Source organism: Schaalia sp. ZJ405 (assembly GCF_011038885.2).
Classification (GTDB): Bacteria; Actinomycetota; Actinomycetes; order Actinomycetales; family Actinomycetaceae; genus Pauljensenia.
Genome location: NZ_CP064952.1, coordinates 1,939,801 through 1,965,208 on the forward strand (window position 1 = coordinate 1,939,801; position 25,408 = coordinate 1,965,208).

General features: G+C 59.4%; 18 protein-coding genes, 1 tRNA gene and 1 riboswitch. Of the genes, 5 read left to right on the forward strand and 14 right to left on the reverse strand.

Annotation, left to right across the window (positions count from 1 at the left end; genetic code table 11):
- Position 1: 1 nt before the first annotated feature.
- The 7 genes from G7Y41_RS08230 to G7Y41_RS08260 all read right to left on the reverse strand — a co-directional run bounded on the left by G7Y41_RS08230 (position 2) and on the right by G7Y41_RS08260 (position 11,092).
- Complete coding sequence (locus tag G7Y41_RS08230) at positions 2-4,255, reverse strand: prevent-host-death family protein (RefSeq protein WP_196819493.1); 4,254 nt, start codon at positions 4,253-4,255, stop codon at positions 2-4.
- Positions 4,256-4,350: 95 nt separating this feature from the next.
- Positions 4,351-4,423: transfer RNA gene (locus tag G7Y41_RS08235), tRNA-Arg, on the reverse strand.
- A 148-nt stretch (positions 4,424-4,571) separates the two neighbouring features.
- Positions 4,572-5,504 carry a universal stress protein gene (locus G7Y41_RS08240; RefSeq protein WP_165315570.1) on the reverse strand — a complete coding sequence of 311 codons (933 nt, stop codon included), beginning with the start codon at positions 5,502-5,504 and terminating at the stop codon, positions 4,572-4,574.
- 219 nt (positions 5,505-5,723) lie between these two features.
- A complete protein-coding gene (locus G7Y41_RS08245) occupies positions 5,724-7,499 on the reverse strand; it encodes an amino acid ABC transporter ATP-binding/permease protein (RefSeq protein WP_165315571.1) in 1,776 nt (591 codons plus the stop codon).
- A complete protein-coding gene (locus tag G7Y41_RS08250; RefSeq protein WP_165315572.1) occupies positions 7,496-9,244 on the reverse strand; it encodes an ATP-binding cassette domain-containing protein in 1,749 nt (582 codons plus the stop codon). The genes G7Y41_RS08245 and G7Y41_RS08250 overlap by 4 nt, the downstream gene beginning before the upstream one ends.
- Before the next feature lie 155 nt (positions 9,245-9,399).
- A complete protein-coding gene (locus G7Y41_RS08255) occupies positions 9,400-10,128 on the reverse strand; it encodes a C40 family peptidase (protein ID WP_331272601.1) in 729 nt (242 codons plus the stop codon).
- Between the two features lie 6 nt (positions 10,129-10,134).
- A riboswitch (cyclic di-AMP (ydaO/yuaA leader) is annotated at positions 10,135-10,276 on the reverse strand.
- A 132-nt stretch (positions 10,277-10,408) separates the two neighbouring features.
- Positions 10,409-11,092 carry a metal-dependent transcriptional regulator gene (locus G7Y41_RS08260; protein WP_165315573.1) on the reverse strand — a complete coding sequence of 228 codons (684 nt, stop codon included), beginning with the start codon at positions 11,090-11,092 and terminating at the stop codon, positions 10,409-10,411.
- 205 nt (positions 11,093-11,297) lie between these two features.
- On the opposite strand from G7Y41_RS08260, the gene serC reads away from it, so the two are divergent.
- Positions 11,298-12,428, forward strand: coding sequence for a phosphoserine transaminase (gene serC / locus G7Y41_RS08265; RefSeq protein ID WP_165315574.1), 1,131 nt, complete (start codon positions 11,298-11,300; stop codon positions 12,426-12,428).
- Between the two features lie 111 nt (positions 12,429-12,539).
- On the opposite strand, the gene G7Y41_RS08270 is transcribed toward serC, so the two are convergent.
- From G7Y41_RS08270 to G7Y41_RS08285, 4 genes are all read right to left on the reverse strand, one after another.
- On the reverse strand, positions 12,540-13,856 hold the full coding sequence (locus tag G7Y41_RS08270; RefSeq protein ID WP_165216507.1) for an MFS transporter: 1,317 nt from the start codon (positions 13,854-13,856) through the stop codon (positions 12,540-12,542).
- Between the two features lie 203 nt (positions 13,857-14,059).
- Entirely contained in the window at positions 14,060-15,517 is a 1,458-nt protein-coding gene (locus G7Y41_RS08275) for an NCS2 family permease (protein WP_165315575.1), read from the reverse strand.
- A gap of 126 nt (positions 15,518-15,643) precedes the next feature.
- Positions 15,644-16,465, reverse strand: coding sequence for a DUF3027 domain-containing protein (locus G7Y41_RS08280; protein WP_165315576.1), 822 nt, complete (start codon positions 16,463-16,465; stop codon positions 15,644-15,646).
- On the reverse strand, positions 16,458-16,835 hold the full coding sequence (locus G7Y41_RS08285) for a cold-shock protein (RefSeq protein ID WP_165216513.1): 378 nt from the start codon (positions 16,833-16,835) through the stop codon (positions 16,458-16,460). Before G7Y41_RS08285 ends, G7Y41_RS08280 begins: the two co-directional genes overlap by 8 nt.
- 226 nt (positions 16,836-17,061) lie before the next feature.
- On the opposite strand from G7Y41_RS08285, the gene G7Y41_RS08290 reads away from it, so the two are divergent.
- Both G7Y41_RS08290 and G7Y41_RS08295 read left to right on the forward strand, forming a co-directional pair.
- Entirely contained in the window at positions 17,062-19,128 is a 2,067-nt protein-coding gene (locus G7Y41_RS08290; RefSeq protein WP_165315577.1) for a TPM domain-containing protein, read from the forward strand.
- Positions 19,129-19,290: 162 nt separating this feature from the next.
- Complete coding sequence (locus G7Y41_RS08295; RefSeq protein ID WP_165216517.1) at positions 19,291-20,007, forward strand: PspA/IM30 family protein; 717 nt, start codon at positions 19,291-19,293, stop codon at positions 20,005-20,007.
- Between the two features lie 77 nt (positions 20,008-20,084).
- On the opposite strand, the gene G7Y41_RS08300 is transcribed toward G7Y41_RS08295, so the two are convergent.
- The 3 genes from G7Y41_RS08300 to G7Y41_RS08310 form a co-directional block, all read right to left on the reverse strand.
- A complete protein-coding gene (locus tag G7Y41_RS08300) occupies positions 20,085-20,684 on the reverse strand; it encodes an NYN domain-containing protein (RefSeq protein WP_165216519.1) in 600 nt (199 codons plus the stop codon).
- 322 nt (positions 20,685-21,006) lie between these two features.
- Positions 21,007-22,533: a glycerol kinase GlpK gene (gene glpK, locus G7Y41_RS08305; protein WP_165216521.1), complete on the reverse strand. Its 1,527-nt coding sequence runs from the start codon at positions 22,531-22,533 to the stop codon at positions 21,007-21,009.
- A gap of 110 nt (positions 22,534-22,643) precedes the next feature.
- Positions 22,644-23,456, reverse strand: coding sequence for an MIP/aquaporin family protein (locus G7Y41_RS08310; protein WP_165216523.1), 813 nt, complete (start codon positions 23,454-23,456; stop codon positions 22,644-22,646).
- 470 nt (positions 23,457-23,926) lie between these two features.
- Here G7Y41_RS08310 and G7Y41_RS08315 point away from each other — a divergent pair, with 470 nt between their 5' ends.
- A complete protein-coding gene (locus tag G7Y41_RS08315; protein ID WP_165217742.1) occupies positions 23,927-24,871 on the forward strand; it encodes a sugar-binding transcriptional regulator in 945 nt (314 codons plus the stop codon).
- Positions 24,868-25,392: an amino-acid N-acetyltransferase gene (locus G7Y41_RS08320; RefSeq protein ID WP_165216525.1), complete on the forward strand. Its 525-nt coding sequence runs from the start codon at positions 24,868-24,870 to the stop codon at positions 25,390-25,392. The genes G7Y41_RS08315 and G7Y41_RS08320 overlap by 4 nt, the downstream gene beginning before the upstream one ends.
- Positions 25,393-25,408: the final 16 nt, after the last annotated feature.

Below are 25,408 nucleotides of genomic sequence, written 5' to 3' on the forward strand. Positions count from 1 at the left end.
GTCATCGGCGCTCGTCCTCGTCCCCCGCAATACTCGTCTTCACGTCACTCTTGCCAGAAGAAGAGTCACTCGTCGACGAAGAACCCGACGTGTCCTGCGTCGTGGAGCCAGCACGAACCCCCTCTTCACCAATATGAGGGGCCTGCGGTTTCGTACGCCTGACAACATTTCCCAACACAGCGTCGGACTGGAATCCTCGGCGTTTAAGTCCGAGGGCAATCCGCAGTTCTTCAACTGTTTCTTCATCGGAGCGAACAAGGCCGTCGGACCGAACCCACGCGGCCATCTCATCAAGTTGATCATCCGAATATGCCGCCAGAGGAAGGCCCTGGGCAATCGCGGGACGTTCCGCACGCAACGGAGTTTTCACCACGTTGATTGCTGCAAACTCAGATGTTCGCTGATCATCACGCTGACGGGCCTGACTTGTTGTCTCCACACGCTCGTCAAGATCACGCTGCGAGACGGCATTTGACTCCACGACAGCGGCGTCGGCTCGTAGCGGCGCATCGATCTGATCTGAGGCGTCACCGGGAACGAGGAGCACCTCGTCTGACCTGCCATTGACTTCATCCACGGCATCCAACACCAGCTGGACAATTGTGTTCGCTTCCTTCGCGGGGTCAATGAACACCGCCATTGACAGCGTCGTGTACACCTTCCAGTCCTGCTGCTCAAACATCGCCGGCCACATTCGATCACGCAGACGCTGCGACGGCTGAGCAACGTAGGCATCGTCGTCGGTTAAAACAGCGACGAGGAGACGGCCGGGCACCTCCGGGTGCCCAATGGCCAAGGGAATACGCATTCCACCGGGGATTCCGACGTTCGCCACGACTTCGAGTCCCATGCGGTACAGACGGTCCGCGAGATCAACGAGGAGACGATCTGGCTCGGCCTCGAGAATCGGCCACGAGTCATGTCCTTGACCAGACTGCCCCTCGGCGATTTCGAGAAGATCCAGGAGCATCTGCGCTCCCTCAACCTGTAGGCGTTCCCGATCAATATCTCCGGCGCGGAGGCTAGAAACGAGGACGAGTTCCCCTCGGACAGCGCGAAGAACATCCGCCATCACCGCAACACCACGGTCGGAAGAAAACACTCCGAAGTCATGAATCACACGGCCGTGCGGAGTTTTGGCAAATCCCAGTGTCATGATCACGCGATCACGACTGAGCCCCTGAGCGTCGTGAGGTCCCACAACGACAAATGGCTCAGCTATTCCCGCATCAAAGAAGCTGACCAATCCCGGTTCTTTGGAGCGCACCCTGTCAAGAGCCGCACGAATACGTTCCGCGTGACGCTCGTTCAGTGCAACAACCCCCAGGGAACGTTCGGGCTGCTCCATCGCGTGACGAGTGACAAGCTCAACGACGGCGTCAATCTCAACCGACGTTGATTCCACGGCGGAAGCCCCGGGAGCCGGCATTCCCTTACCATCAACCCACACCGCATTGACCGGCGCTTCACCGGCGGTCCACGGGACAGGAACCCCCAGGTGGTCAATGCGGTGACGTGCCAGAAGCAGAGCGACTTGGTCATTTAGGCGTGACGGAGCAACGTCCATTGTGGTTGTCGGCAGAACATCTGCGAGCCGACGCACCGCTCCGCTCTCGCGAGCATTCGCCACGTCCGCAAGGACAACGACCTGCCGCGCCCTCGCGATCAGCGGAACAAGTTCCGCCAGAGGAAGCGGATCAATCTCATCGAGGACGAGAACATCTACTTTGTGTCCCTCGCGGATGATCCGTGGAACAACTGTGGGAACAGTGAGGATCACGGGGACAAGGCGCGCGGTGATCGGGTGGTTTGCCAGCAGCTCACCGTCGGACGCACCACGCTCAATGACAGAATTTAAGGACCCCACTTGATCGGCTCGGGTGGCCAGCGTCTGCTGACGTATCCGACGCAGTTGACTAATTGCCTGCGGTGCCAGAGTCGCCACCTGGGCGGCGTCAAGTTCGCGCCCCTGAGCAAGTGCCTCCTCCAGGGATGCGGGGTCGACGCCGCCGAGTTTCGGTTCGCTCGCGAGCATCAGGCCAAGAATTGATGCCCACCATGCCAGGTCGAGTTCCGCATCGATCGCTTCGCCTTGAACGTGGCGTTCCCGCAGATCCTGAACCAGCGGGTCGAGGCCGATGTGGGAGAGTTCCTTGAGCACGCTCACCCTCAGGGGAAGTTCATGCGCCCCGTCAACGTCTCCGGCCAAACGATCAAAGAGAGCCGCCAACTCTGAGACGTTCATCTGGTCGAGGTGCGGGTAGGCGGTGGAAAACATCGGCTCAAGACGGTGCAGATTCTCGCGGACCTCTGCTGTGAGGTGCTCGACCTCGTCAAGACGACCCGGAAGCGTTGGCCACCCATCATCGTTCGTGTGCGATTGCCAGACGTCGCGGCGTTCCTGAACCAACAGAAGTTCCCGGTGCAGGTCCTCCACGTGAACCCCGGGACGCACGAAGTCCTCTGCTTGCTTGACGAGGCGGTTGCGGTCGCGTCGACTCATCGAAATGCCGTGGTCACGACGCCACTGGCGCGAGGCCGTTGCAATGACCATGTCGGCGGCGGAACGCTCAAAAATCTGCGGCTTGAACACGTCGAGGACGTCACGAACCCCGGAGAACATCGCCAGTTGTTCTTCCCAGCCAACAAGCGTCGTCGCCGCGGTGATCCCCGCTTCACCCGACACCGTTCCCATGCGCACGCGCAGCTGCGGGAGTAATTCCTGGGAGAGGCGAACAACGCGGGAGAGGACATCCGTGACCTGTTCGGCTGAGTTAATGACGATGCCAGTCCAGGCGTCACTGCGGGTCTTCGGCGAGAAAATCCCCAGGTCATCCGCCTTTCTCAGGAGATCTCGCGCATGTTCACCGCGGTCGCGGGCAATGTCAAAAAGAACATCCTGGCGTAGGCGCACCCGCGTTGAGGGACCTGATCGTGAGCTTGTCAGGTCCGTGAGGACTTGGAGCGCGTCAAAGGCACTCACGCCGAATTGCTTGAAAGGACGATGGAGGTAGGTTGTGTACGAACTCAGAGTCTGACGCACCTCACGCAGCCGCGAGCGCAGGTCGTCGACCTCCTGCTGGTCGAGAACCGGTGAGGTGTCGAGCATTGCGTAGCGGAGCTTTTCCGCCAGCGTTGTCGCATTCGGCGTTACGCCGTCCACGCGAACAACCATTTCGCCGACGCCGAGTTTCTCCAGGCGATCAAAGGCCCGCGCTGTGCGAGAAGGGGAGCCTCCGATGTGGATCACTGTTCGACCAGATGCCCCCACGTCGGCCAGGATTGCGGCGACGAGAGAGGTGTCATCGGCTCCGTCGGGCACGTCAACGAGCAGTGACCGCCCTTGGGCAACAGCTTCAATGACGTCTTGTTGGCGTGGAGTCAGGTCACCGACTCCACGTTCCTTCCACGGGTCACGATCCTGCGGGTTCGCCGGTGGGAGTTCCTGGCGGGTACGTTCCGCGGATGCTTCGTCGCCGGCTAGTGCTCGGACGATCTCGGATGAGAAGAGGATCCGTGGATCGTTGAGTTCGCGCAGTAAACCGGTTGCCGGGTGCTCGAAAATCCCGATGACAAGGTCGTCACGCAGGTCAAATCCGTCGAGTGCGCGTCCGGCGTCTCTGAGCTGAGCAAGGTAATTCGATGAGGAAAATCCGTGTGCCGTTGTTGCTCGCGCAACAAGAGTTGCCGCGTCAATGGTGATTCCTTGAGCTGCGAATGCTTCCGTGAGTTGCGGATCGAGATCCCCTCCGGGAAGCATCGTGATCGTCGCGTCGTCCTCGTTCATGGTGACGCGAGCGGGACGCAGGAGAGCCGCCGACTTCACTTCGACTCCGTCGCGAATCCATGTTGCGTGACCGATGGACAGGTGGATTGGTCCAACGCCGTGGCGTGCTGCGAGTTCATGGCTTCGGTCGATGATGTGGCGAGCGCGTTCGAGGGCGCGCCGATGTGAGACGGGTTCGCGCACCAGGAGCGACAGCGCCGTTTCCTGACCGGCGTAGAGCTTCGCGAGTCCACCCGGGTGTGCCTGTCCGATGGTGAGTCGGGGTGCTCTTTCACCGTCAATGCGGGTGACCTGCGTGAGCTCATCTTTCCACCGCGACAGGGTGTCCTCGCTGCCGGAGGTCACCGTGGACGTCGGCAGGAAGGGCGGGCGCTGAGTCGTGCGCTGTTCGTCGCGCGAACTGTGTTCGGGGGATGTTTCCCCCTGAGAGTCCGAGCCGTGTGAACGTCGAGAGAATATGGAAGCCACACGCTAACGGTACTGTTCTTAGGGGCCTACGGCTCGTTGGCAGCGCCGCGCCGCGCCAATTTTGTGGCTTTTCTCCGCGGCTTCGCCACGTGTTGTGCCCCCGAGACGATTCGAACGTCCGACACCCACTTTAGGAGAGTGGTGCTCTATCCCCTGAGCTACGAGGGCCCGCTGGCAAAACCCCACGCGGGCGGCCAGCACAGTTGCCTATTCTACCAGTCCGCTTCGGTCACTTTGCACCCAGAAAAACGGGCACGGCAGGGAACCTCTGAAGATTCCACGCCGCGCCCGCTCGTCCTCGTGAAGAAAACTGAGATTAGCGACGCCCCCAGTCGGGAGCTTTCACCTGCTCGACCTGACCCAGGTGATCTGAGGGAACCACCATCACGGGGCACGTCGAATGGCTGAGAACACTCTGCGATGTTGAGCCGAGGAACACGCCGGCAAGACCGCCACGCCCTCGCGTTCCCACAACAACGAGGTCAACCGCGGTGGAAAACTCAATGAGCAGCGAGGCTGGGGACCCGTCCAGGGCGTGACGTGCAACGTCGAAACGGCGACCATCGAGAGCTGAGTCGATGGCGATTCCCATTCCCTTACGCACGTCACGCAGCACCGTTGAATGGTCGGATTCCGAAGGAGCCCAGGTCATCATCGATCCACCAACCGCTATCGGAACAGCGGAAACGGCGGTGAGTTTCGCATTCCACAGGATCGCTTCATCGATTGATGCGCGCAGCGCTGACGAGGCCTGATCGGAGCCATCCACTCCGACAACCACGCGCTCAATGGGGGTGAATTTCTTCCCCTCGATGTGTTTGGGAACCACGACAACAGGACATTTCGCGTGGGATGGAAGAGCCGATGAGACGGTGCCGAGCAGCCGATCAGCAAAGCCGCCGCCACCGCGTGACCCCACAACAATGAGATCAACTTCTGCTGACATTTCCACGAGGACGCCTGCCGGGTCACCGGGCTCGGTTGAACCGGACACATCCGATACGCCACATTCCTTGGCCTTTGAGATCGCATCGTCAATGACCTGCTGTGCTCCGCGTTTGAGAGCCTCGTCGTCAAGCACAGCGTATCCGCCGTCGAGCGCTGCGGCTGAGTACGACGCGAGGGCGTAGGTACACAGCACATGAAGACGGGCGTTCATGCGTTTTGCCCGCTCCGCTGCCCAGGTAACGGCAGCCATGCTTTCTGTTGATCCGTCTACTCCGACCAGGATTACTTCGCTGGAACCCATGTCGACCTCCTCGTGATGTGAGTCACTGATATTGTGCCTCATTTTGACGCGCTTCGGAAACATCAGCGACGAAAATGACGATTTTTCTTCATGACATACGTCCAGTTTCCGAGGCCGACGCCGGCACTTGGCACTCCCCAAAAAAGACAGCGCATTCAACGCCGCTGATCAGGCCGCAACTCATCTGACATCCGCAGGCGGAATCCCACCCGGAACGACTCAGACTCGACGTGCAAGACGCGAAAGATACCCGTCCTCGTTCCTCAAAAGATCCGACGCCAGTCCCTCTTCCACCAGGTGCCCGGCATCGATCACGAGGACACGCGCGTCCTCGTCAATGCGATCAACCTGGTGGGAAATCTCCACAACCGTCAGATCGGGTCGCGCCAGACGAATCCTCGAACGTACCTCCCGCGCCGTGGCTTCATCCAGCTGGCTCATTGCCTCGTCAAGGATGAGGACATCGGGCATGGCCACGAGCGCACGCGCAATTGCGAGACGCTGAATTTGGCCGCCGGAAATGTTGGACCCGTCAAGGGTGATCGCCTGATCAAGCCCATCGGCGTGACTGCGTGCCCACTCCCCCAGACTCACCAGGTCAAGTGCCTCCCACAGGCTCTCATCCGTGGCGTTCGGCGCACTCAGAGTGAGGTTCCCACGCAGCGACGCTGACAGAAGAGAGGGACGTTGAACAACGAGGGACACCCGCGAGCGCAGGTCATCGAGGCGCAGGCGTCGGATATCGACTCCGCGGTAGGTGATTCTCCCTTCGCGAGGATCCCATCCTCGGGCAAGAAGCGCGGCCACCGTGGATTTGCCACCGCCTGACACGCCAACAATGTACGTCCACGTTGCATCGGTGATCTCAAAAGATACGTCGGACAGCACGTCGGTTGCACCGTCATACGAGAAGGACACATGAGACACCGACACCGTTGGGGCCGTGGGATCAACCTCTGGCGCCGATGCATCGACGGCATCCACGACCTGCGGCGGCGCATCGATTGCTGCCCTCACTCTTTCCGCTGAGGCGAGAGCTTCATCAAGTCCGTCAACAAAATCGTCGACTCCGCGTAGAGGTGCCCACAGGGCGACCCACGCCGCACATGCCAGCAGCGCTGACTGCACATCACCAGCACCGACAACTCCGACCAGCGCCGCAAGGGTGGCCAGCTCGATTGCCATGAGGAAAGCGGCGCGCACAGCTGCACGTCGACGCACGCGGCGGCGGATGGTCTCGGCGTGGGCTTCCGCTTGTTCCCACTGAGCGAGGCGTTGTTCTTCGGCTCCAAATCCGAGGACTTCTCTCAAGCCCTGGATCGAATCTCCCAGGTGCGTGGCGATCTGCGCATTTGTGGCCGCCAAATCCCGATTGTCCTGCCATGACAGGAGACGTCCAAGTGCCGGACCAGCGATCATGAACACAGCCGAAATAGCCATGACGAGGGCGTAGGACCATCCGAGGTGAAAGCCCACCCAGGTGATCGACGCAGTGGGGACAAGGATCGCGGCAATCATCGGAGGGATCGTGTGAGCGAAGAACACTTCGATCCGGTCGATGTCGCGGGTTGCGCGTTCGGAGAGTTCCGCGGCCGCGTGGCCTTTGACCACGGCCGGAGCCTGCGGAACGATCGCGTCGTAGAATTCGGTGCGCAGCCAGGCGAGCATGGTGAAGGCCACCCAGTGCCCGGCATAGTGTTCGAGGTAGCGGAAAACCGCTTTGACCAGTGAAAGACCGGCAATCCACGCCATCGCCGGGACCAGCGGAGCGCCGAGACAGGCACCCGCTGCCATGACGAGGATCGCGACCATCAGCAGCTGATTGATCACCCGGGAACTCACAGACAGCGTCCACATTGGTCGGACGCCCTTTGTGCGAGCGAGCAGCCATGCGATGATTCCCCGTTGCCCTGAGGTCTGCGTCTGCTTACCCGATGTGGCCGATGTCTGTGCGTCGCTCACCGTTGTGTCCATTCCGGTAGCTGGTGTGCTCATTGACGTTCCTCCACCTTCTTGTCACCAACAACGAGGACGCGGTCGACGTTGTCAATGGCTGCGCGTCGGTGCGCAATCATGAGGACTGTTCGCTGACGAGATATCCGCTCAAGGGCCTGCACGATGAGCGCTTCACCGGTGAGGTCCACCTGGGATGTCGGTTCGTCAAGGAGAAGGATCGGACTGCGTTTGAGGAAAGCCCTGGCGATTGCCAGGCGCTGTGCCTGACCACCCGATAGTCGGGCACCGTGGTCGCCGACCTGCGTATTTAATCCGTCGGGGAAGGAACGAATCTCGTCGGCAAGGTTGGCCTGTGTGAGAGCTTCAATGAGTTCGTCGTCGCCTGCGTCAGGCGCTACCATCCGCAGGTTATCCGCGATGCTTCCGTTAAACAGGTAGGTGCGCTGCTCCACGACAGCCAGGTCACGGCGGATGGATGCGCCGCTGGCATAGTCAACATCATGGCCGAGGACGCGCACCTGACCTGATCGGGGTTCAAGGTAGCCCTGAATGACGGCTGACACAGTGGACTTTCCGATGCCTGAGGGACCGATGAGCGCGACCCTCTCCCCCGCGTTCACGTGCCAGGTTACGTGTTCAATGAGGGTGGGGCCCTTAGGCCAGCCAACGGTGACGTCGGTGAATGAGAGGGCTGGTTCGGCCTCGTCCTCGTCCCCCTTGTGCTGACTGAGAGGCATCGGCGAGGACGACGTGCTCCTGGCCCGGTGAGAAGCCTCGGTGACCGCGTCTACCTCGCGTGCCAACGCAGAGAGTTGATTCTGCGTTGCCCGGCCACCGATGCCGATGTAGAAGAACTGACCGATGAGGTCGACTGGAGCCACCAGGATCATTGTGAGAATCAGGAGGGACAGTGCGCGACCCGGAGTGAGGGTTCCTGCGTTGACTCCGCTCGCACCGAGGAAGGTCGCGAGCAGCACCGCCACCATTGAAAAAATGATGTCCATGAAGAAGATCAGCGACTGGTTTCCCGCAAGTAGCCGCATGATTGTTCTGCGGTGGATTTCATTCTCGCGAGCGAGGTCCTTCGCATAGGCTTTGCCGGCACCCGCGTAGATGAGCGATTCTAGAGCGCCGATCCCCTGAAGAAAGGACTGGCGCAAAAAGGTCTGTGACCCGCGGAAACTCCGACCCGCCGCACGTGTGGACTTGTTGAACACCTCCATCAGCAATGGGCCAACGACAACGAGAAGCACCATGAGCCCAGCCGCCACCCAGGAAACAGCGAAACCGATGACGAGGCAGACGATGATCGGCGATGAAAATGAAGCGAGAGTGGCGGAAAGGAAACCTCCACGATAGCGGGCTGCACGCATCGCTCCGTTCGTTGCAAGATCAAGCATTCGTCCGGAGCGATCCTTCAGGCGAGTTGGCCCCAGAGCAAACCACGCGTCCTGAGTCAGTCGACGAAATTCACGTTCCGTTTGCGCCTGTGTTGTCAGCGAGTGCGAGACCGCGCAGGCTGACATTACGGCGGCAAGACCACTCCACAGGAATGTCATCACCCACCACTGTGGAGCAAGGACCCCTCCGCCACGTGCGGTGTCCACCCCGGATCCGATCCACACCGCTGCTAAGGATGCTGCGAGCACTGAACTCCATCGGTAGGCGACCTGGAGATAGGTGTCTTTCCTGGCAACCGCCGAGGTGACGCGCGGATGGAGAGGGGTTTTCGGGCGTTTTCTCGAAGAACCCGGCGCGGTGCCAGAAGTGTTGCGTGTACTCACGAACGTTCTCCTCAGTGTGAATGCTGAACTCGCTGGATCAGTATTCCACAGAACTTTGGTTGTCCTAACTGTTGTCCTCGGAACACGAAACTGCCGACACACATGTGCCCGCCGAACCAAGGTTCGGCGGGCACACCCCTGAAAGGAAAACGGAATCAGTAACGAACGAAGTATCCGCCTCCACGCACAGCGGCAACGGTTGACAGCTGCCCCGGATAGGTGGCTTCCACCATCATGCCGTTACCCACGTAGATCGCGACGTGACCGGGGTAGGCAACAACGTCACCGGGCTGCGGGGTTGACACGACCGTGCCACCTGCGGCGATTGCGTCGGAGGTACGGGCAACGGAGATTCCTGCCTGAGCGTAGGCGTACTGAACCAGACCAGAGCAGTCAAGGCCGGCGAGGGATGAACCGCCGTACACGTAGGGAATACCCGTCAGAGCCAGAGCGATCGACGCAATGTCGGATCCGGCAGCGTTGACTCGCGCTTCCGTAGCGGCGGCCGAGGCAATCTCGGCGCGCACTTCGGAGCGGTCAGCTGCGGTCTCTTGCTCGGCCGGAGCTGCGGCACCGGGAGCTTCAGCGGTAGCGGAAATCTCGTCCTCAGTCCAGGCGATATCTGGAACATCCACCGTGGTGACGTTGCCAACGGCAATCGTCGTGGAGGTGAGGTCAGCAGCGCGAGCGCTTTCCTGCGCAGCGTTGACCGGTGCCGCGTTCGCGGTACCAGCAACAACGGCTGTCAGTGCAAGGCCAGTGGCTGACGCAAAAGCGGTCGGACGGATGGCGTTCAGTGAAGTAAGAGTGTCGGCCAGATCAGCGATCGGAGTGATCGGACGGCGCGCCATGCGGTGGCGCGGGACGTGCCTGACTGTTGTCACGTGCGTTGTTTCTCCTTGGTGAACCTACGAGGTCAGCTGTCGGATTCGGGTAGGAGACCCGGTTCGAGAACTCGAACTTCACCCCTAGATCCTTACGGATCGCAATTGGTTCCCCCGTGTTGGACGTGTTTTTCAGCGTTTCCAATGTCCAACTTCGGTGCTTGGAAAGCTGTGTGATCCCGTTGATCGATATGAACTCTATACCCAAGAGCCCACGAATGTCACGCATTGATAACGATCTGTCGAAACTTTCACCGTTTCGCGCGGCATTGCACGAATGTCAGGACGTCACCGGCTCAACAAATAGGTGCGGAATCAGGGCATTTGGAAGGGAAACCTGCCCCAGCGAGCACCCGTCCTCGTCAATTGAGGAAAGCGTCACAAAATGAGACTCAGGGCAGATGTCGACCAGTGAGCCAGGCATGATGCCCGCAGCTTGGAAGGACTCCAGAAGAGAAGGCTCGGCCTGAATCGGCTCACCAATGCGCGAGATCCTCATCGTTCCACGCTGGTCACTCCGCACCGTCAGCTCAAGTGATTCCCCACGTTTTTCCCACGCCCGGCCAGGAATCGCATTCCCGTAGGGATCTGTCTGAGGGGATTGCAAAAGCTCCTCAAGGTGCTTTTCAACGTCATCGGACATCACGTGTTCCCAACGGCACGCTTCCTCATGGACCTCATGCCAGTCGAGGCCGATGACATCGAGGAGAAGCCTTTCGGCGAGCCGGTGTTTACGCAGAACTTCGATGGCGTGTGCGCGCCCCTCCTCGGTCAGTTCCAGGCGCCGGTCACCCATCACGTGAAGGAGACCTGAGCGTTCCATACGCGCCACCGTTTGCGAAACAGTTGGGCCCGAGTGACCCAGTCGCTCAACGATGCGGGCGCGCAGAGGCGTCACCCCGTCCTCTTCCATTTCGAGGATGGTCTTGAGGTACATCTCTGTGGTGTCGATGAGTTCCGCCACGATACCGATCCTTTCCGCGCGCTGCCGATGGCCAGTTGACCCGGTCCTTCCAGGATACGGCCAGTTCAACCCACATGTGGGTCACAGGACGTTTTCTCCCGAACCGCGCGCCCTCAATGATCCACTGACGCATCTGCGCCGACGTAATATCTTCACCGTCGTGTCATGGAATTCGCTCTGGCACATGCTGAGATACATTTTCTTCATGAACACTTTGCCGCCGCTGCCTCCCGAACTCCTCCCCCACGACGGACGTTTCGGATGCGGCCCTTCCCGCATTCGTCCCGAGCAGATTGATGCTCTGCGTCGGCCTCTCATCATGGGAACGTCACACCGTCAAGAGCCCGTGAAGAACATCGTCAACTCCATTCGACAGGGACTTACAGACCTCTTCTCACTGCCATCGGGGTACGAGGTCGCTCTGGGCAACGGTGGTGCCACCGCTTTCTGGGATATGGCCGCGGCCTCGCTGATTCGCCGTCGCGCCCACTGCGCAGTTTTCGGCGAGTTCGGCGCAAAGTTCGCCGAGGAAATCCGACGGGCCCCGCATCTGGTGGCCCCCATCGTCACCGAGGCACCCGCCGGGCAGCTTGCGCGTATTTCTCTAGACGAGGACGAGGCCGACACCCCCGCCGACACCTTCGTCTATCCGCATCACGAAACGTCAACGGGTGTTGTCTCACCGGTGTACCGATGCGGGAACGCAGACGCGCTCACCCTTGTTGACGGCACATCAATTGCCGGGGCGATGAGCGTTGATCTGTCACAAAGCGACGCCTACTACTTTTCCCCACAGAAAGTCTTCGGCTCCGATGGGGGCCTGTGGGTAGCGATCCTGTCTCCAGCTGCTCTCCAACGCGCGGAGGAACTCAATGGGGCCACCGACCGATGGATCCCGAAGTTCCTCAACGTGTCATCAGCTGTGGCACAGTCGCGCAAGAATCAAACATTGAATACTCCGGCGATCGCCACCTTGGTGATGATGGATCAGCAGATTCAGTGGATGCTCGCCCAGGGCGGTCTAGAGACGATGGAACGCCGTGCTCGTCAGTCCTCAGATCTTCTCTATGCGTGGGCTGAGTCATCATCGGTTGCTCACCCATTTGTTGAGGCTCCTGAGTTGCGTTCCCCCGTCGTCGTCACCATCGAATTCGATGAGGTCGTTGATGCGAAAGCGATTGCCTCTCACCTGCGCCGTCAGGGAATCGTCGACATTAACGCCTACCGCGGGGTTGGGAGGAATCAGCTGCGCATCGGCACGTGGCCAGCAACAGATCTTGAGGACGTTGATGCACTTATTGGGTGCCTTGATTTCGTCCTCGAGCATGCCCTGTAGAGTTTGGGTTTTTCACCAGGAACTCATTGACGAGGACGAGTCGCGTTTGCGGGCTCCGGCCGTGAGCTGTTGATCGGGCTAGTTGCTGACCTGAGCTAGTTACTCACCGGGCTAGTTGCTGACCTGGGCACGACGCTGCCCCTCGGTGTTTTCCTCAACGATTCGGGCCCTCTCAACCGGCCCCTCAATGGTGACGGAACGGCGCGACCGCGACAGACGCAGGTGAAGATCCCAGTATTTCTTCGCCCAGAGCGCGCAGACGATCGCCACGAGCACCGAAGCGATACCTCCGACGAGGATTGACCAGCGCGCACCCCAGGTCTCACCGATCCACCCAACAAGCGGTGAGCCGATCGGTGTGACACCGAGGAAAATCATCGAGTAGAGAGCCATGACGCGTCCTCGCATGGACTCATCGGTTGTCATCTGGATCGTTGCGTTCGCGGCGGTAATCATCGTGAGCATCGCAAGGCCCGTGGGCAGACACAGCAGTGCGAACGACCAGTACGTTGGCGACAAGCCGAGAAAAATCTCCGCGATTCCATACAGTCCGGCGGCAATGATGATCATCCGCATACGCGGGAGCCGACGTCGCGCGGCCAGGAGCGATCCAACGAGCGCCCCGGTCGCCATGAACGAGGAGAGAATGCCGTACTCTCCGGCTTGTTTCCCAAAGACTTCGGTCGCCATAAGTGCCGACGTCAGTTGAAAATTCATACCCAACGCGGACACCACGGCAACGGTGACAAGAATGACGATGATGTCGGGGCGGTGACGCACGTAGCGTATTCCCTCACGGATCTGGCCTTTTTGACGCGGCACTCTCCTGCGGGGAACCAGCTCGTCCTCGCGAATGAGAGCAAGGGCCACGACGGGAGCAAGGAAGAGCACGGCGTTGATGATCAACACCCAGCCGATGCCGACCCATTGAATGAGAAGACCGGAGACCGCCGGCCCGATCATACGCGCGGTGTTGAATGCCGTTGAGTTCAGGCCGACGGCATTGGGGAGGTCGGTCACTGTGACGAGTTCGGAAACAAAGGCCTGCCGAGCCGGAGAGTCCAACGCGGAGACAACGCCACCGATGAATGCGAGAACGTAGACGTGCCATAGCTGCGCCGAATTCGTCAGGACGAGGACACCGAGGATCAATCCGAGCAACCCCGTGACCAACTGCGTGAATTGGAGGAGGTGGCGCCGATTCATTCGGTCGGCAAGTACTCCGGCCCACGGCGAAAGGAAAATCATGGGAAGGAACTGCAGGGCGGTGACGACGCCGACCTGCACCCCCGAGTTGGACGTGAGAACAGTGAGAACCAGCCAATCCTGAGCAACTCTCTGCATCCAGGAACCGGTGGACGCGATGATATTTGCGCCGAACCACAGTCGGAAGTTGACGTAGCGCAGCGAGTGAAATGTTTTCGACATCCTGTGATCCTTTCTCGCTGCTTCATCTGTGCGTCATTGACGAGGACGAACGATCCCCCTTGCGTACTGTCAGGCACCTTGCCCTCGTTGGGACTTTCGGCGCATCTGCGCATCTGTGTCTGAACGCGGCCTCTTTTACCAAGGATACGAAGACCCCGCGAGATTGTCTCCCGCGGGGTCTTCGTCAGGTTCTTCGTGACGAATCAGGCGAAGAGCGCCTCGATCGGTCCGAGGAGGAAGTAAATGATGAAGAGGAGCGCAACGAACCACATGAGCGGGTGCACCTTCTTCACCTTTCCACACGCAACCATCAGGACAACGTAGGTTAGGAAGCCAACGCCAATGCCGACGGTAATCGAGTAGCCGAACGGCATGAACGCGAGCGTCATGAACGCCGGCAGTCCAATTTCGGGCTTCGTCCAGTCAATGTCAGTGACCTGAGTCATCATGAGGAAGCCAACGAAGACGAGGGCGGTTGACGCAGCCTCAGTTGGGACAACCTGGACGAGTGGAGCAAAGAACGTTGACAGAAGGAAGAGAAGACCGGTGACAACGGAAGCAAGGCCCGTGCGTGCACCCTCGCCCACACCGGATGCGGATTCAATGTAGGAGGTGTTCGACGAAACACCGCCGACACCACCAGCGAACGCCGCGAGGGAGTCAACAACGAGGATCTGGCGTGTACGCGGAGGATTGCCGTCCTTGTCAAGGAGGTTTCCTTCCGCGCCCACGGCGACCATCGTGCCCATCGTGTCGAAGAAGTCGGCGAGCATCAGCGAGAAGATCAGAAGAATAACGGCAACGAGGTTGAGTTTGCCGAAAGCTCCGAAGAAGTCAACCTTGCCGAGGGTGTCGAACACGGGAATCTGAACCGGCGATCCCTGCAGCGCGGGCACACCCTGCTTCCATCCAGTGAGGTTCTCAGCGCCTTGTTCAGCCGAAAACGCGCCGATCTTCGCCACGGCCTCGACAATCACCGCGAGGACTGTCGAGGCGAGGATCGAGATGAAGACAGCGCCTTTGACATTGCGGACGTACAGGATGAACATGAGGAACAGGCCGAAGATGAAGACGAACATCGGCCATCCGGTGATTGAACCGGAGATTCCGAACTCAACGGGAGTTGCTCCGGTGCGGATGATGCCGGCGTTGACCAACCCAACCAGCGCGATGAACAGGCCAAGGCCCACGGTAATCGCGGTCTTGAGGTACTGCGGGACCGCACGGAACACCGCCTCACGGAAGCCCGTGAGAACAAGAAGCAGAATGAGAATGCCTTCCCAGGCAACCAGGCCCATAGCCTCGCCGTAGGTCAAGCCTTGGCCGAGGACCAGAGTGAAGGCAACGATGGCGTTGAGCCCGAGGCCCGCAGCCAGCGCAAGCGGGTAGTTGGCAATGACACCCATGAGGATTGTCATGATGCCGGCAACAAGCGCCGTTCCGGCAGCGATACCGCCCGTCGTGATGCTTCCATCGTCAGGAAGCGCCGCTCCGAGGATCGACGGGTTGACGACGAGGATGTAGGCCATCGCGAAGAAGGTGACGATACCGCCGCGGATTTCTCGACCGATGGTCGAACCGCGCTCGGAGATGTGGAAGAAATGATCGATTGACTGTGCGGCCACATTTTGGGATGGGGCGGCCTTTTGCTTTGTGCTCACCTGCTTAATACTGCCTCTAAAGATATGAAAGCGTCCAATATCACCGTAGTGAGATAGGACAACCTTGATCAGGCCGTCATCAGTTCAGCTCTCAAACCACCCGCAGATCCATCAAAACGTAGGACTTTAGGCGCGGGGCATCGGCTCCGTGTCGATCGCTGCGTCGTTGAGATGCGAGGGACGTACGGGCCACTGCGTTGAGTTCTTTGGTACATCCGTTTCTGAATGTGCACCACACGTGTGATCGAGGCTGACGACGCGACCATCGTCATGAGCCCACTCATTGGCGCACACACCGAAAACGGTGCGCATCTGACCCGACATTTTCACAAGGAACCCGCACGTCGAACAGGTATTACGGGGACGGCGACCGGATTTGGGGCCCTGTTCAGAGGAGTACCAGCGGGCAATGGCCTGCTCACGTCCTTCCTCGGAGAGGACGCGGGGCCGTCCCAATCCGAGTTCCCTGATGAGGGGCAGATCCACATCGTCCGAGGTATCTTCAAGTCCTGATTCCAGCCGGGGGTCGTCAGCCTGATAGGGAATCGTATCTTCGCGACCATAGTCGCCCGGGCGCAGGCGTTCTTCCCACGGAACCCATTCGGGGGCAAGTAATGCCCCATCCTTCGGGATCATGTCGACTTCGCAGACGGTGACGTTCTTCGAGCGCGGAACCCGCGCGATGGTTACCGCCCAGACCCAGCCGCGATACCCGGGGTTGTCAACGGCGAACCAGTGTGTGCCCAGACGTTCGGACTCCATGATGAATCCGACATGCTGCCCAACGGGGTGTGGGTGGGCAATTGTCTCCGCGGCTGCCTGAGCCACGTCAATGGCAGCTTCAAGGACAGCGTCTTTACGTACGACGCGAGCCCGCGGCGCACGCCCAGCATCCTTCGCAGATTCAGCGTGTGCCGCGCGTTCGGTGGTCGGTGGTGATTTAGGCATCGAAATCCTCTGCGACAGCACGCAGCATCTGCGCGATTTTCTTCGCGTTGTCAGGGTATTTTCCGTGACGCAGGGAGTCGGATGAACGATCAAGAACCTTGATGAGGTCCTCAACAACACCAATCATCGATTCGGGTTTACGACGCCGAGATTTGGCCACGGAGGGTGCTTGCGCAAGAACGCGAACAGACAGCGCCTGAGGGCCTTTACGTCCATCCGCCACGCCGTACTCGACGCGTGTCCCCTGCTTGAGGGCGGTGACGTCAGCGGGAAGCGCGGAGGCGTGAAGAAAGACCTCAACGCCATCATCGCCTCCGATGAATCCGAAGCCGCGCTCAGCGTCGAAGAACTTCACTTTGCCAGTGGGCACTGCGTCCTCCTGAAAAGTCGTTGTGAGTGGATATTTTCAGTGAATACTCGTTCCATCATAAGGCCCCGCGCCCACCTTTGCCCCGCTCCATTCGTTCGCTCGTGGAAAACGATCCTCGTATCCACATTGCACCCTCTCGTTGAGTGTTCGTGCACCGGAGCGACATTGTCTCTAGGCTCGTATCAGGTCCTCTCAACTACGAGAGGCATAACCCGGAGGGGGAATTGTGCTCCGCATCCACACCACGGTCACTCGAGCCGCACTAGCTCTGACATCGGCCATGATCATCGCCGTGTTCTGCCTTGTTGGGGCACCGTTGGCCGCTCAGGCAACCTCCCCTCAGGTCATCTCAGATCGCGTCACCGATCCCGATGGCTGGCTCAGCTCAGCTCAGGTCTCCACGATCGATGCCAAAGCAACCGTCGCTGCGGAGAATGGTCTGTCAATGTACGCGGTCGTTGTTCCCGACTTCAATGGGATGACGGCGGCTGCGTGGTGTCAAGAATCCGGAACAGATTCGGGCCTGGCGTCCTCGTCAATCATCTACGTGTTGGCCTATGAGGAACGTGCCCACGGATTCTGTGGGAACTCAGGCGAAAGCGTAGTGTCCAATGCGCAGCTCACGCAGGCGCTCGCCGCGGCTGAAAAGCCACTTGCCGCAACGTCCTCGGTTCAACCTTCCGATGGCGAGACCGCCGCGATCACCTTCATCAATACCGCCGTTTCAGCGGCGCGCTCTGGCGGATCATCGGGCCCCTCCCCGGTCCACACGCAAGATTCTGTCACTCGCTTCCTTCCTCTCCTCTTTATCGCCGGAATCGTTGTTTTCGGTGCGTACATGTACTTCGGTGTCATCCGCAAGAAGAACACAGCGAAATCTCGGGCTCACCAATCGCGTTCCCAGCAGGTTGAGGAAGCGGTGACCCTGGCTCATCAGCGTCTCCTTGAGGCCGACGAAACTGTCCGTTCCGCCGCGGACGAGGTCGACTTCGCGCGCGCCCAGTTCGGTGAGACACGCATCCGGGACTACGCGTCCGTCCTCGCCAATGTTCGCCAGACCGTGCAGGACAACTTTGCCCGGCTTCAGCAGATGAACTCGGCAACGGATCTGGCCGCTCAGGGCGAACTTGCCAACCAGATCATCACCGACCTTGACCAGGCGCTTGCGATGCTGCACAGCAAGCAGCAGGAGTTCACTCGCATGAGAGATTCCCAGGCGTCCATCCCCCAGCAGGTGACGGAGCTTCGTGTCCTCATTGACGAGGCCGAGCGCACCCTCACACGCACTCACGATGAGTTGGCAACCTTAGACACTCTGTATCCCGCAACGGCGATCGAATCTCTGCGCGACAACCCAGATCATGCCCGAGCGCTCCTCGATTCCGCTGCCGTTGCATGTGAGAAAGCCGGTGAAGTCGCAGCAAACGACGGTGCTCATGCGCTGTCTTTACTCGATACCGCCAGGCGCGCACTTGCAATGGCGGGCCATCAGATGGATGCGGTGCTTGAAGCGAAGGATGATCTGGAGAAGGCGCAGGAACGTTTGGGGCGCGCTATCGCCTCGATCACGTCGGACATGTCGGATGTCACGCGTTTGGGCGGTGACCCGCAGGCATTCGCTCCCCTTGTTGAGGATGCGCGCGCTGCGGTTGAGCAGGGTCGACGTGCCAGAGCGGGAACTGCCGATCCTCTGGCTGCCCTTGAGCAGCTTCGGCTTGCAGAGGGAGCTCTTGATGCGGCCCTCGAACCGATGCGTTCCGATGAGGAGAATCGCAACAAGCTGATGGAAGAGACGAAAGAGTACATCGCGGATGCCAGTCAACGGCTCGCACACGCACAGGCTCATGTCCAGGGTCGACGAGGGGCGGTTCCCCTTGAGGTCCGATCGATGCTCGCGCGGGCCGAGGCTTCACTTGAGAGTGCTCGCTCAATGCTCAGTGTTGACACGGAGAACGCTCGCCAGGCGGCGCAGCTGGCACTCACTCTGTCCGACAAGGTACTGACAACGCCGCTGCATCATTCCGATCCTTCCTTTGACAGCGCGGGTGGTCGCTCGAACGGTTCTCTCACCGGCTCAACCCTGGCAGATGCTCTCCTGTGGTCCGTTTTCCTTGGTGGAGGATCACGAGGGTCGGGTTCTCACCCCCACGATCATGTCGGTGGACATCACGGACATTCCGACGGTCTTTTCGGTTCGGGCAGCAGCCGAGGCTTCGGTGGTTTCGGCGGCGGTTTTGGCGGCGGAAGTTTTGGAGGCGGAAGCTTTGGGGGTGGCACGTCCTCGAAGTTCTAGCCCATCTCGGCAGACACACACCGGTGTTCGCGCGTCCAAGGCATGCGTGACCGCCTTTCGCCGACTACACTCGCAACCAGTGAGGCAGCTCACGCCTATGCTGGCTTCGTCGGCTCACCGTCTTGAACAGACGCATTCGCACCAACAATGCAAAGGAACATCATGGCAGAAAAGCAATCGATCCTCGGTCGTATCGCGCAGCTCGCGAAGGCGAATATCAACGCCCTCATTGATCGAGCAGAAGACCCCGAGAAGATGCTTGATCAGCTCATTCGTGACTACACGAACTCCATCGCCGACGCTGAGAGCGCCGTCGCCCAGACCATCGGGAATCTTCGCCTCGCCGAGAAGGACCACGCTGAGGACGTCGCAGCCGCCGAGGATTGGGGACGCAAGGCCCTCGCTGCCTCCCAAAAGGCCGATGAGCTGCGCAGCGCTGGAGACACAGCCGGCGCAGACAAGTGGGATAACCTCGCGAAAGTTGCCATTGGCAAGCAAATTCAGAGCGAGGGCGAGGCCAAAGCAGCCGAGCCGATGATCGCTTCACAGACTGAAACGGTTGAGAAGCTCAAGACCGGACTCACGCAGATGAAAGACAAGCTTGATCAGCTCAAGACCAAGCGCGACCAGCTTGTTGCCCGTCAGAAGACCGCCCAAGCTCAGGCAAAGGTCACCGAGGCCGTCTCGTCAATCAACATCATGGATCCCACGAGCGAGCTTTCGCGATTCGAGGACAAGGTTCGTCAGCAGGAAGCCCTTGCTCAAGGCAAGGCCGAGGTTGCCGCGGCTTCACTCGACGCCCAGTTTGCCGAGCTGGAAACCGACTCCTCGCAGATCGAGGTTGAAGCTCGATTGGCAGCACTGAAGAACAAGAACTGAGTTCTGTCACGCACAGGACCACAACAACGCGGTGGGCCCGCTGGAACAGTGGCGTTCCAGCGGGCCCACCCGTGTGATCACAGGTAATCGAAGGGATCGAAGTCGTCGAGGTCGATAATGTGGAGCCTCGGGAGCTTCACCTGGAATGCGTGAACGTCATACTCCAGGTCGATGATCTCAAGTCCTCGATCTTCCAAGTCTTGGAGTTGCGAAGAGAGAAATTCCTTGAAACACATGACGGCGACGTGACGTCCCCGATCGAGGAGCGCCTCAATTTGGGGAACAAAATCCGCGTCATGGCTGGCAAGAATGACCGATCCGGAATCCAGTTGCAGGATCGCGTCCATTGTCCGCTGCAAGCCGACATCGACAACTTTGACATCATCGGGGCCAGACAGCGGGATGACCGAATAGTCCATTGCGGTCAGAGCCTGGACGAATCCCATCGGAAGAAAACCGGAGGATCCGTTCAGGAAGAAGAGGCCCTTAGCGTTTTCGCTCCACTTTTCCCGGGCAGATTCCAAAACGCGATCCCAGCGGGGGCGCTCTTCCGGGTTGGGGCGACGGTCGAGCACCGACAGGCCAAGTGTTGCGTCGATGTTTTCACCGTCAACGATGAGGTATGTTGTTTCCTCCGTATTTGATACGGATTCATACTCAACGTCAGTGGAATACATGTGATCCCACCTTTCTTTAATTCTCGTGTTATGACTTACGTACAATTGCGAGTAAATGTGGGCGGGGAAGGTGACGCCCACGCGCCCATTATCTCATTAATGAAGTGAGAGGAAAAGTCCTGAATACCAATTAATCATTCAATTATTTTCCGTGACAAACGTGCCTGATCAACCAGAATTTCTCACAGACACGCGCGGGGATTAAACAACGAGAATCGGCCCCGTCCTCGTCAATAAGGAAACGAGGACGGGGCCGACAGTGCCAGGGAAACACAGCCCGGGATCATCCCGGCGCCACGTCACCCGCGTTGAGACTCAGACATCACTTGACGTCGTCATCAACCCAGTCGAAGGTCCGAGTGACGGCCTTCTTCCACAGGCGGTAGGTGCGGTCGCGCTCGGCCTCGTCCATCGACGGGGTCCAGCGCTTGCCTTCCTGCCAGTTGGCAATGACATCGTCTGTGCCATTCCAGAAACCAACCGCAATACCCGCGGCGTATGCGGCACCCAGGGCGGTGGTCTCAGCCACGACGGGCTGGATGACGTCAACGCCGCACAGATCCGCCTGGAACTGCATGACGAGGTCATCGTGGGTCATGCCACCGTCAACCTTGAGTTCCTTCAGCGGAACACCGGCATCGGCGTTCATTGCTTCAAGAACTTCGGCGGACTGGAATGCCGTCGATTCCTCAACCGCACGGGCAATGTGTCCCTTGTTCACGTAACGCGTCAGGCCAACGATTGCACCGCGAGCATCGTCGCGCCAGTACGGAGCAAAGAGACCCGAGAATGCCGGGACGAAGTAGACACCGCCATTGTCTTCAACCGTACGAGCAAGTTCGCCAATGTCGGAGGACTTGACGATCATGCCGAGATTGTCGCGCAGCCACTGCACCAGCGAGCCGGCAACAGCGATCGACCCTTCGAGTGCGTAGACGGGCTTTTCGTCACCCAGCTTGTACAGAACCGTGGTCAGCAGACCGTTCTTCGAGAAGATCGGCTCTTCGCCGGTGTTCATCAGCATGAAGCATCCGGTGCCGTAGGTGTTCTTCGCGGTGCCCTTTTCGAAGCACGCCTGGCCGAAGGTTGCCGCCTGCTGGTCACCGAGGATGCCCGAAATCGGGGTGTCGATGAGCAGGCCGTTCTTGCGACCGTAACCGTAGATTTCAGAGGAGGACTTAATCTCCGGGAGCATCGACATCGGGATGCCGAAGTCCGCGCAGATATCTTCGCGCCACGTCAGTTCGCGGACATCCATGAGCAGCGTACGAGACGCGTTCGTCACGTCCGTGGCGTGAACGCCACCGTTGACGCCACCGGTGAGGTTCCACAGAACCCAGGTGTCGGGCGTACCAAAGAGCAGGTCACCGGCTTCAGCCTTTTCGCGTGCACCCTCAACGTTGTCGAGAATCCACTTGACCTTCGTCGCCGACGGGTAGGTCGAAATGTTCTCGCCGGTGATCTGACGGTAACGCTCGGTTCCCAGCGGGTCTCCCGCGGCAATATCGCGCGCAATCTGACCCGTGCGAACGTCCTGCCACACGATGGCGTTGTACACGGGCTCACCCGTGTTCTTGTCCCAGACGATGGTGGTTTCACGCTGGTTCGTAATGCCGACGGCGGCCAGCTGATGGCGGTTAATCTGCGCCTTCTGGAGAGCCTCAGCAACGACAGTACGTACCGATTCCCAAATCTCAACGGGATCGTGCTCTACCCAGCCCGGATTTGGGAAAATCTGGGTGAATTCTTTCTGTCCAACCGAGACGATCTCACCGGAGTGGTTGAAGATAATTGCACGGGACGACGTTGTTCCCTGGTCAATGGCGAGGACGAATTTTTCTTCCGACATGTGTCTTCTGATTCCCTTCAATAACTATTTCATGGGTTGGCGGGGTCCGAATCGGGGTGGATCCGAACCCCGCCAATGATGTTGAGTCCATCAACTGATGGGTGCACCTATCAGGCGATACCCGTTCCGAACGCGATAATCGTCGCAACGATGGCACCGAGGATCGGGCCAACAACCGGGACCCAGGAGTAGCCCCAGTCGGAGCCTCCCTTGCCCTTGATCGGGAGGATTGCGTGAGCGATACGCGGGCCGAGGTCACGGGCCGGGTTGATGGCGTATCCGGTGGGGCCACCGAGGGAGTTACCGATGACAACGATGATCAGAGCAACGCCGAGCGGACCAACCGCGCTCTCGGTGTAGCCGGACACCCAGATCCACAGGATGAGGACGGCGGTGCCGATGGCCTCAGTGAGGGTGTTCCATCCGTAGGAGCGAATTTCCGGACCGGTTGAGAAGACGCCGAGCTTGATCGCCGGATCACAGTCCTCATCGAAGTGCTTCTTGAAGGTCAGCCAGCACAGGACCGCGCCGACGAAGGCACCGAGCATCTGGGCGGCCATGTAGACGCAGACATTCGCTGCTGTGACAGCGATACCGCCCTCGCCCATCGCGGGACCGTTGAGCGTGACGTCCGGGTTGAACATGTGGCCAACGACTTTAGCGATCGTTACTGCGGGGTTGAGGTGACCACCCGTGGAGTAGGCCACGTAGACACCCGTGAACACTGCAAGACCCCAGCCCCAGTTCACGAGAAGCCATCCGCCACCGTGTCCCTTGGTCTTCGGGAGGATGTTTGTGGCGACGACGCCACCACCGAGAAGGAGGAGAACAGCAGTTCCGAGGAACTCTGACATGAAAATCTGGCCCATCGGGAGCGGGTCTGCCGTATAGCCCCCGATCGCGGGAAGAAGAGTTGCGAGCATTTTTCCCTATCTTTCTCTGACGCAACTTTGCGCCAGAAACTATCGGTGGCAAGCCACCGTCGATCATCTACCGAGCGATCCGTTTGCTCTTCGTATCATCGCTGATCAGAAAGCTATTCAACGGCCACTTCGACACCGAAGGGACGTGTTGATGGGCTCCCCCGAGCGGTGACGAATCAGCACCACACATCGTGGGCGAATCGTTACGGACACCACCAAGTATTGCAGGCCCTGCACATCGATTCCGTTGCTTTGGTCTTTTGTGCACTCACGGAGATGTAACGCTGCTCATACGTGACCGGAGCTATTTTCAACAACTCTCAGAATCGACGAATGAAAGATTCAGACTTGCCCACTGCACGCCTGTGCATGCACACTTGTTCACAGTGAGAAACATCTACCCGCCCCGATACCGTAAATGAGACTCAACGATGACCGTACGAGACACCCAGGCGCATGAAGCCGCCTCCATGTACTACCTCCAGGGTCAAACAATGGAAACCATTGCCCGGCACCTCGGAGTATCCCGATCGTCGGTATCCCGCCTGCTCTCGTACGCCCGAGAAACCGGGCTGGTCCGCATTTCCGTGGCCGCTGCCCCCGGGAATCGGTCGACACTGGCCGGACAGATCTCCGAAATTTTCGGTGTCCAGACATCCGTCGTCCCCGTTCATGACGTCCACACGGAAGTCAATCGCCTCCACAACGTCGCCCTCGTCGCTGCCGAACGCCTCGTCGACATGCTCGAACCCGGTGTCACTCTCGGAGTCGCGTGGGGAAATACGACCTCGGAAATCACGCGCTGCATGCCCCGGGTCACGGTCCCCGGATCCACGGTCGTTCAGCTCAATGGCGCTGCCACCGCAACGGAATCAGGCCTACCCTACGCCGACGCCATCATCTCCCGTGCCGCCCGCGCCATCGGCGGACGAATGGTTCACTTCCCCGTTCCCGCATTCTTCGACTACCCCGAAACAAAAGAAGCGCTCTGGCGCGAACGCTCCGTGCAAACAGTCCTGAGAACAATTGACAACTGCGACATCGCGCTCTTCGGGGTCGGCTCAATGTCTGCTCGCCTTCCCTCACACGTCTATTCCGGGGGATTCCTTGATCCCGAAGAGATTGCCAAAGTCCAAAAGGACGGGGTTGTTGGCGACGTCTGCACCGTCTTGATGCGCGAAGATGGATCCACCGATATGGACTTCAACCGACGCGCCTCGGGCCCCTCACCCGAGACACTGCGAAAGATACCTAAACGCCTGTGCGTTGTCGCAGGCGCATCCAAAGCCCTTCCCCTGCTCGGTGCTCTTCGTGCGCGCGTGGCAACCGATCTCGTCCTCGACGACGGGGCAGCGCGCGAACTCCTCGAACTTATCCGCACCCGCGTGGCTCGGAGCAGGTCAATCAACCGATGAACATTCTCATTCGGCGAGCGCGTCCCGCAGATGTCCGCGAAATCTATGCGCTGGTCAGCCCCTACGCGATGCGGCGCATCCTCGTCAATAAGGAACTCATCGCCTACTTTGAGGATGTTCAGGAATTCCACGTCGCTGTTGACCGATCCACCGGGCGCATCATCGGATGCGGCGCCCTTCACGTCATGTGGGACGACATTGCCGAAATCCGCACGCTAGCGGTGGCCCCCGACTACCTCCACTCGGGAATCGGCCACGCAATCCTCGAAGATCTCATTGAGCAGGCACGATCACTCCACCTTCAGCGCGTCTTCTGCCTGACCTTCGAGGTCGACTTCTTTGCGCGCCACGGCTTCGCCGAAATCGTTGGCACTCCCGTCGGTGAAGATGCGTTCCTCGAAATGATCCACAGCCACGACGACGGGGTCAAAGAATTCCTGGACTTAGCCTCATACAAGCCCAACACTCTGGGCAATACGCGGATGCTGCGTGATCTGAGCGAAACACCCCGCGAGGAATAACACCGGGATCACGCAG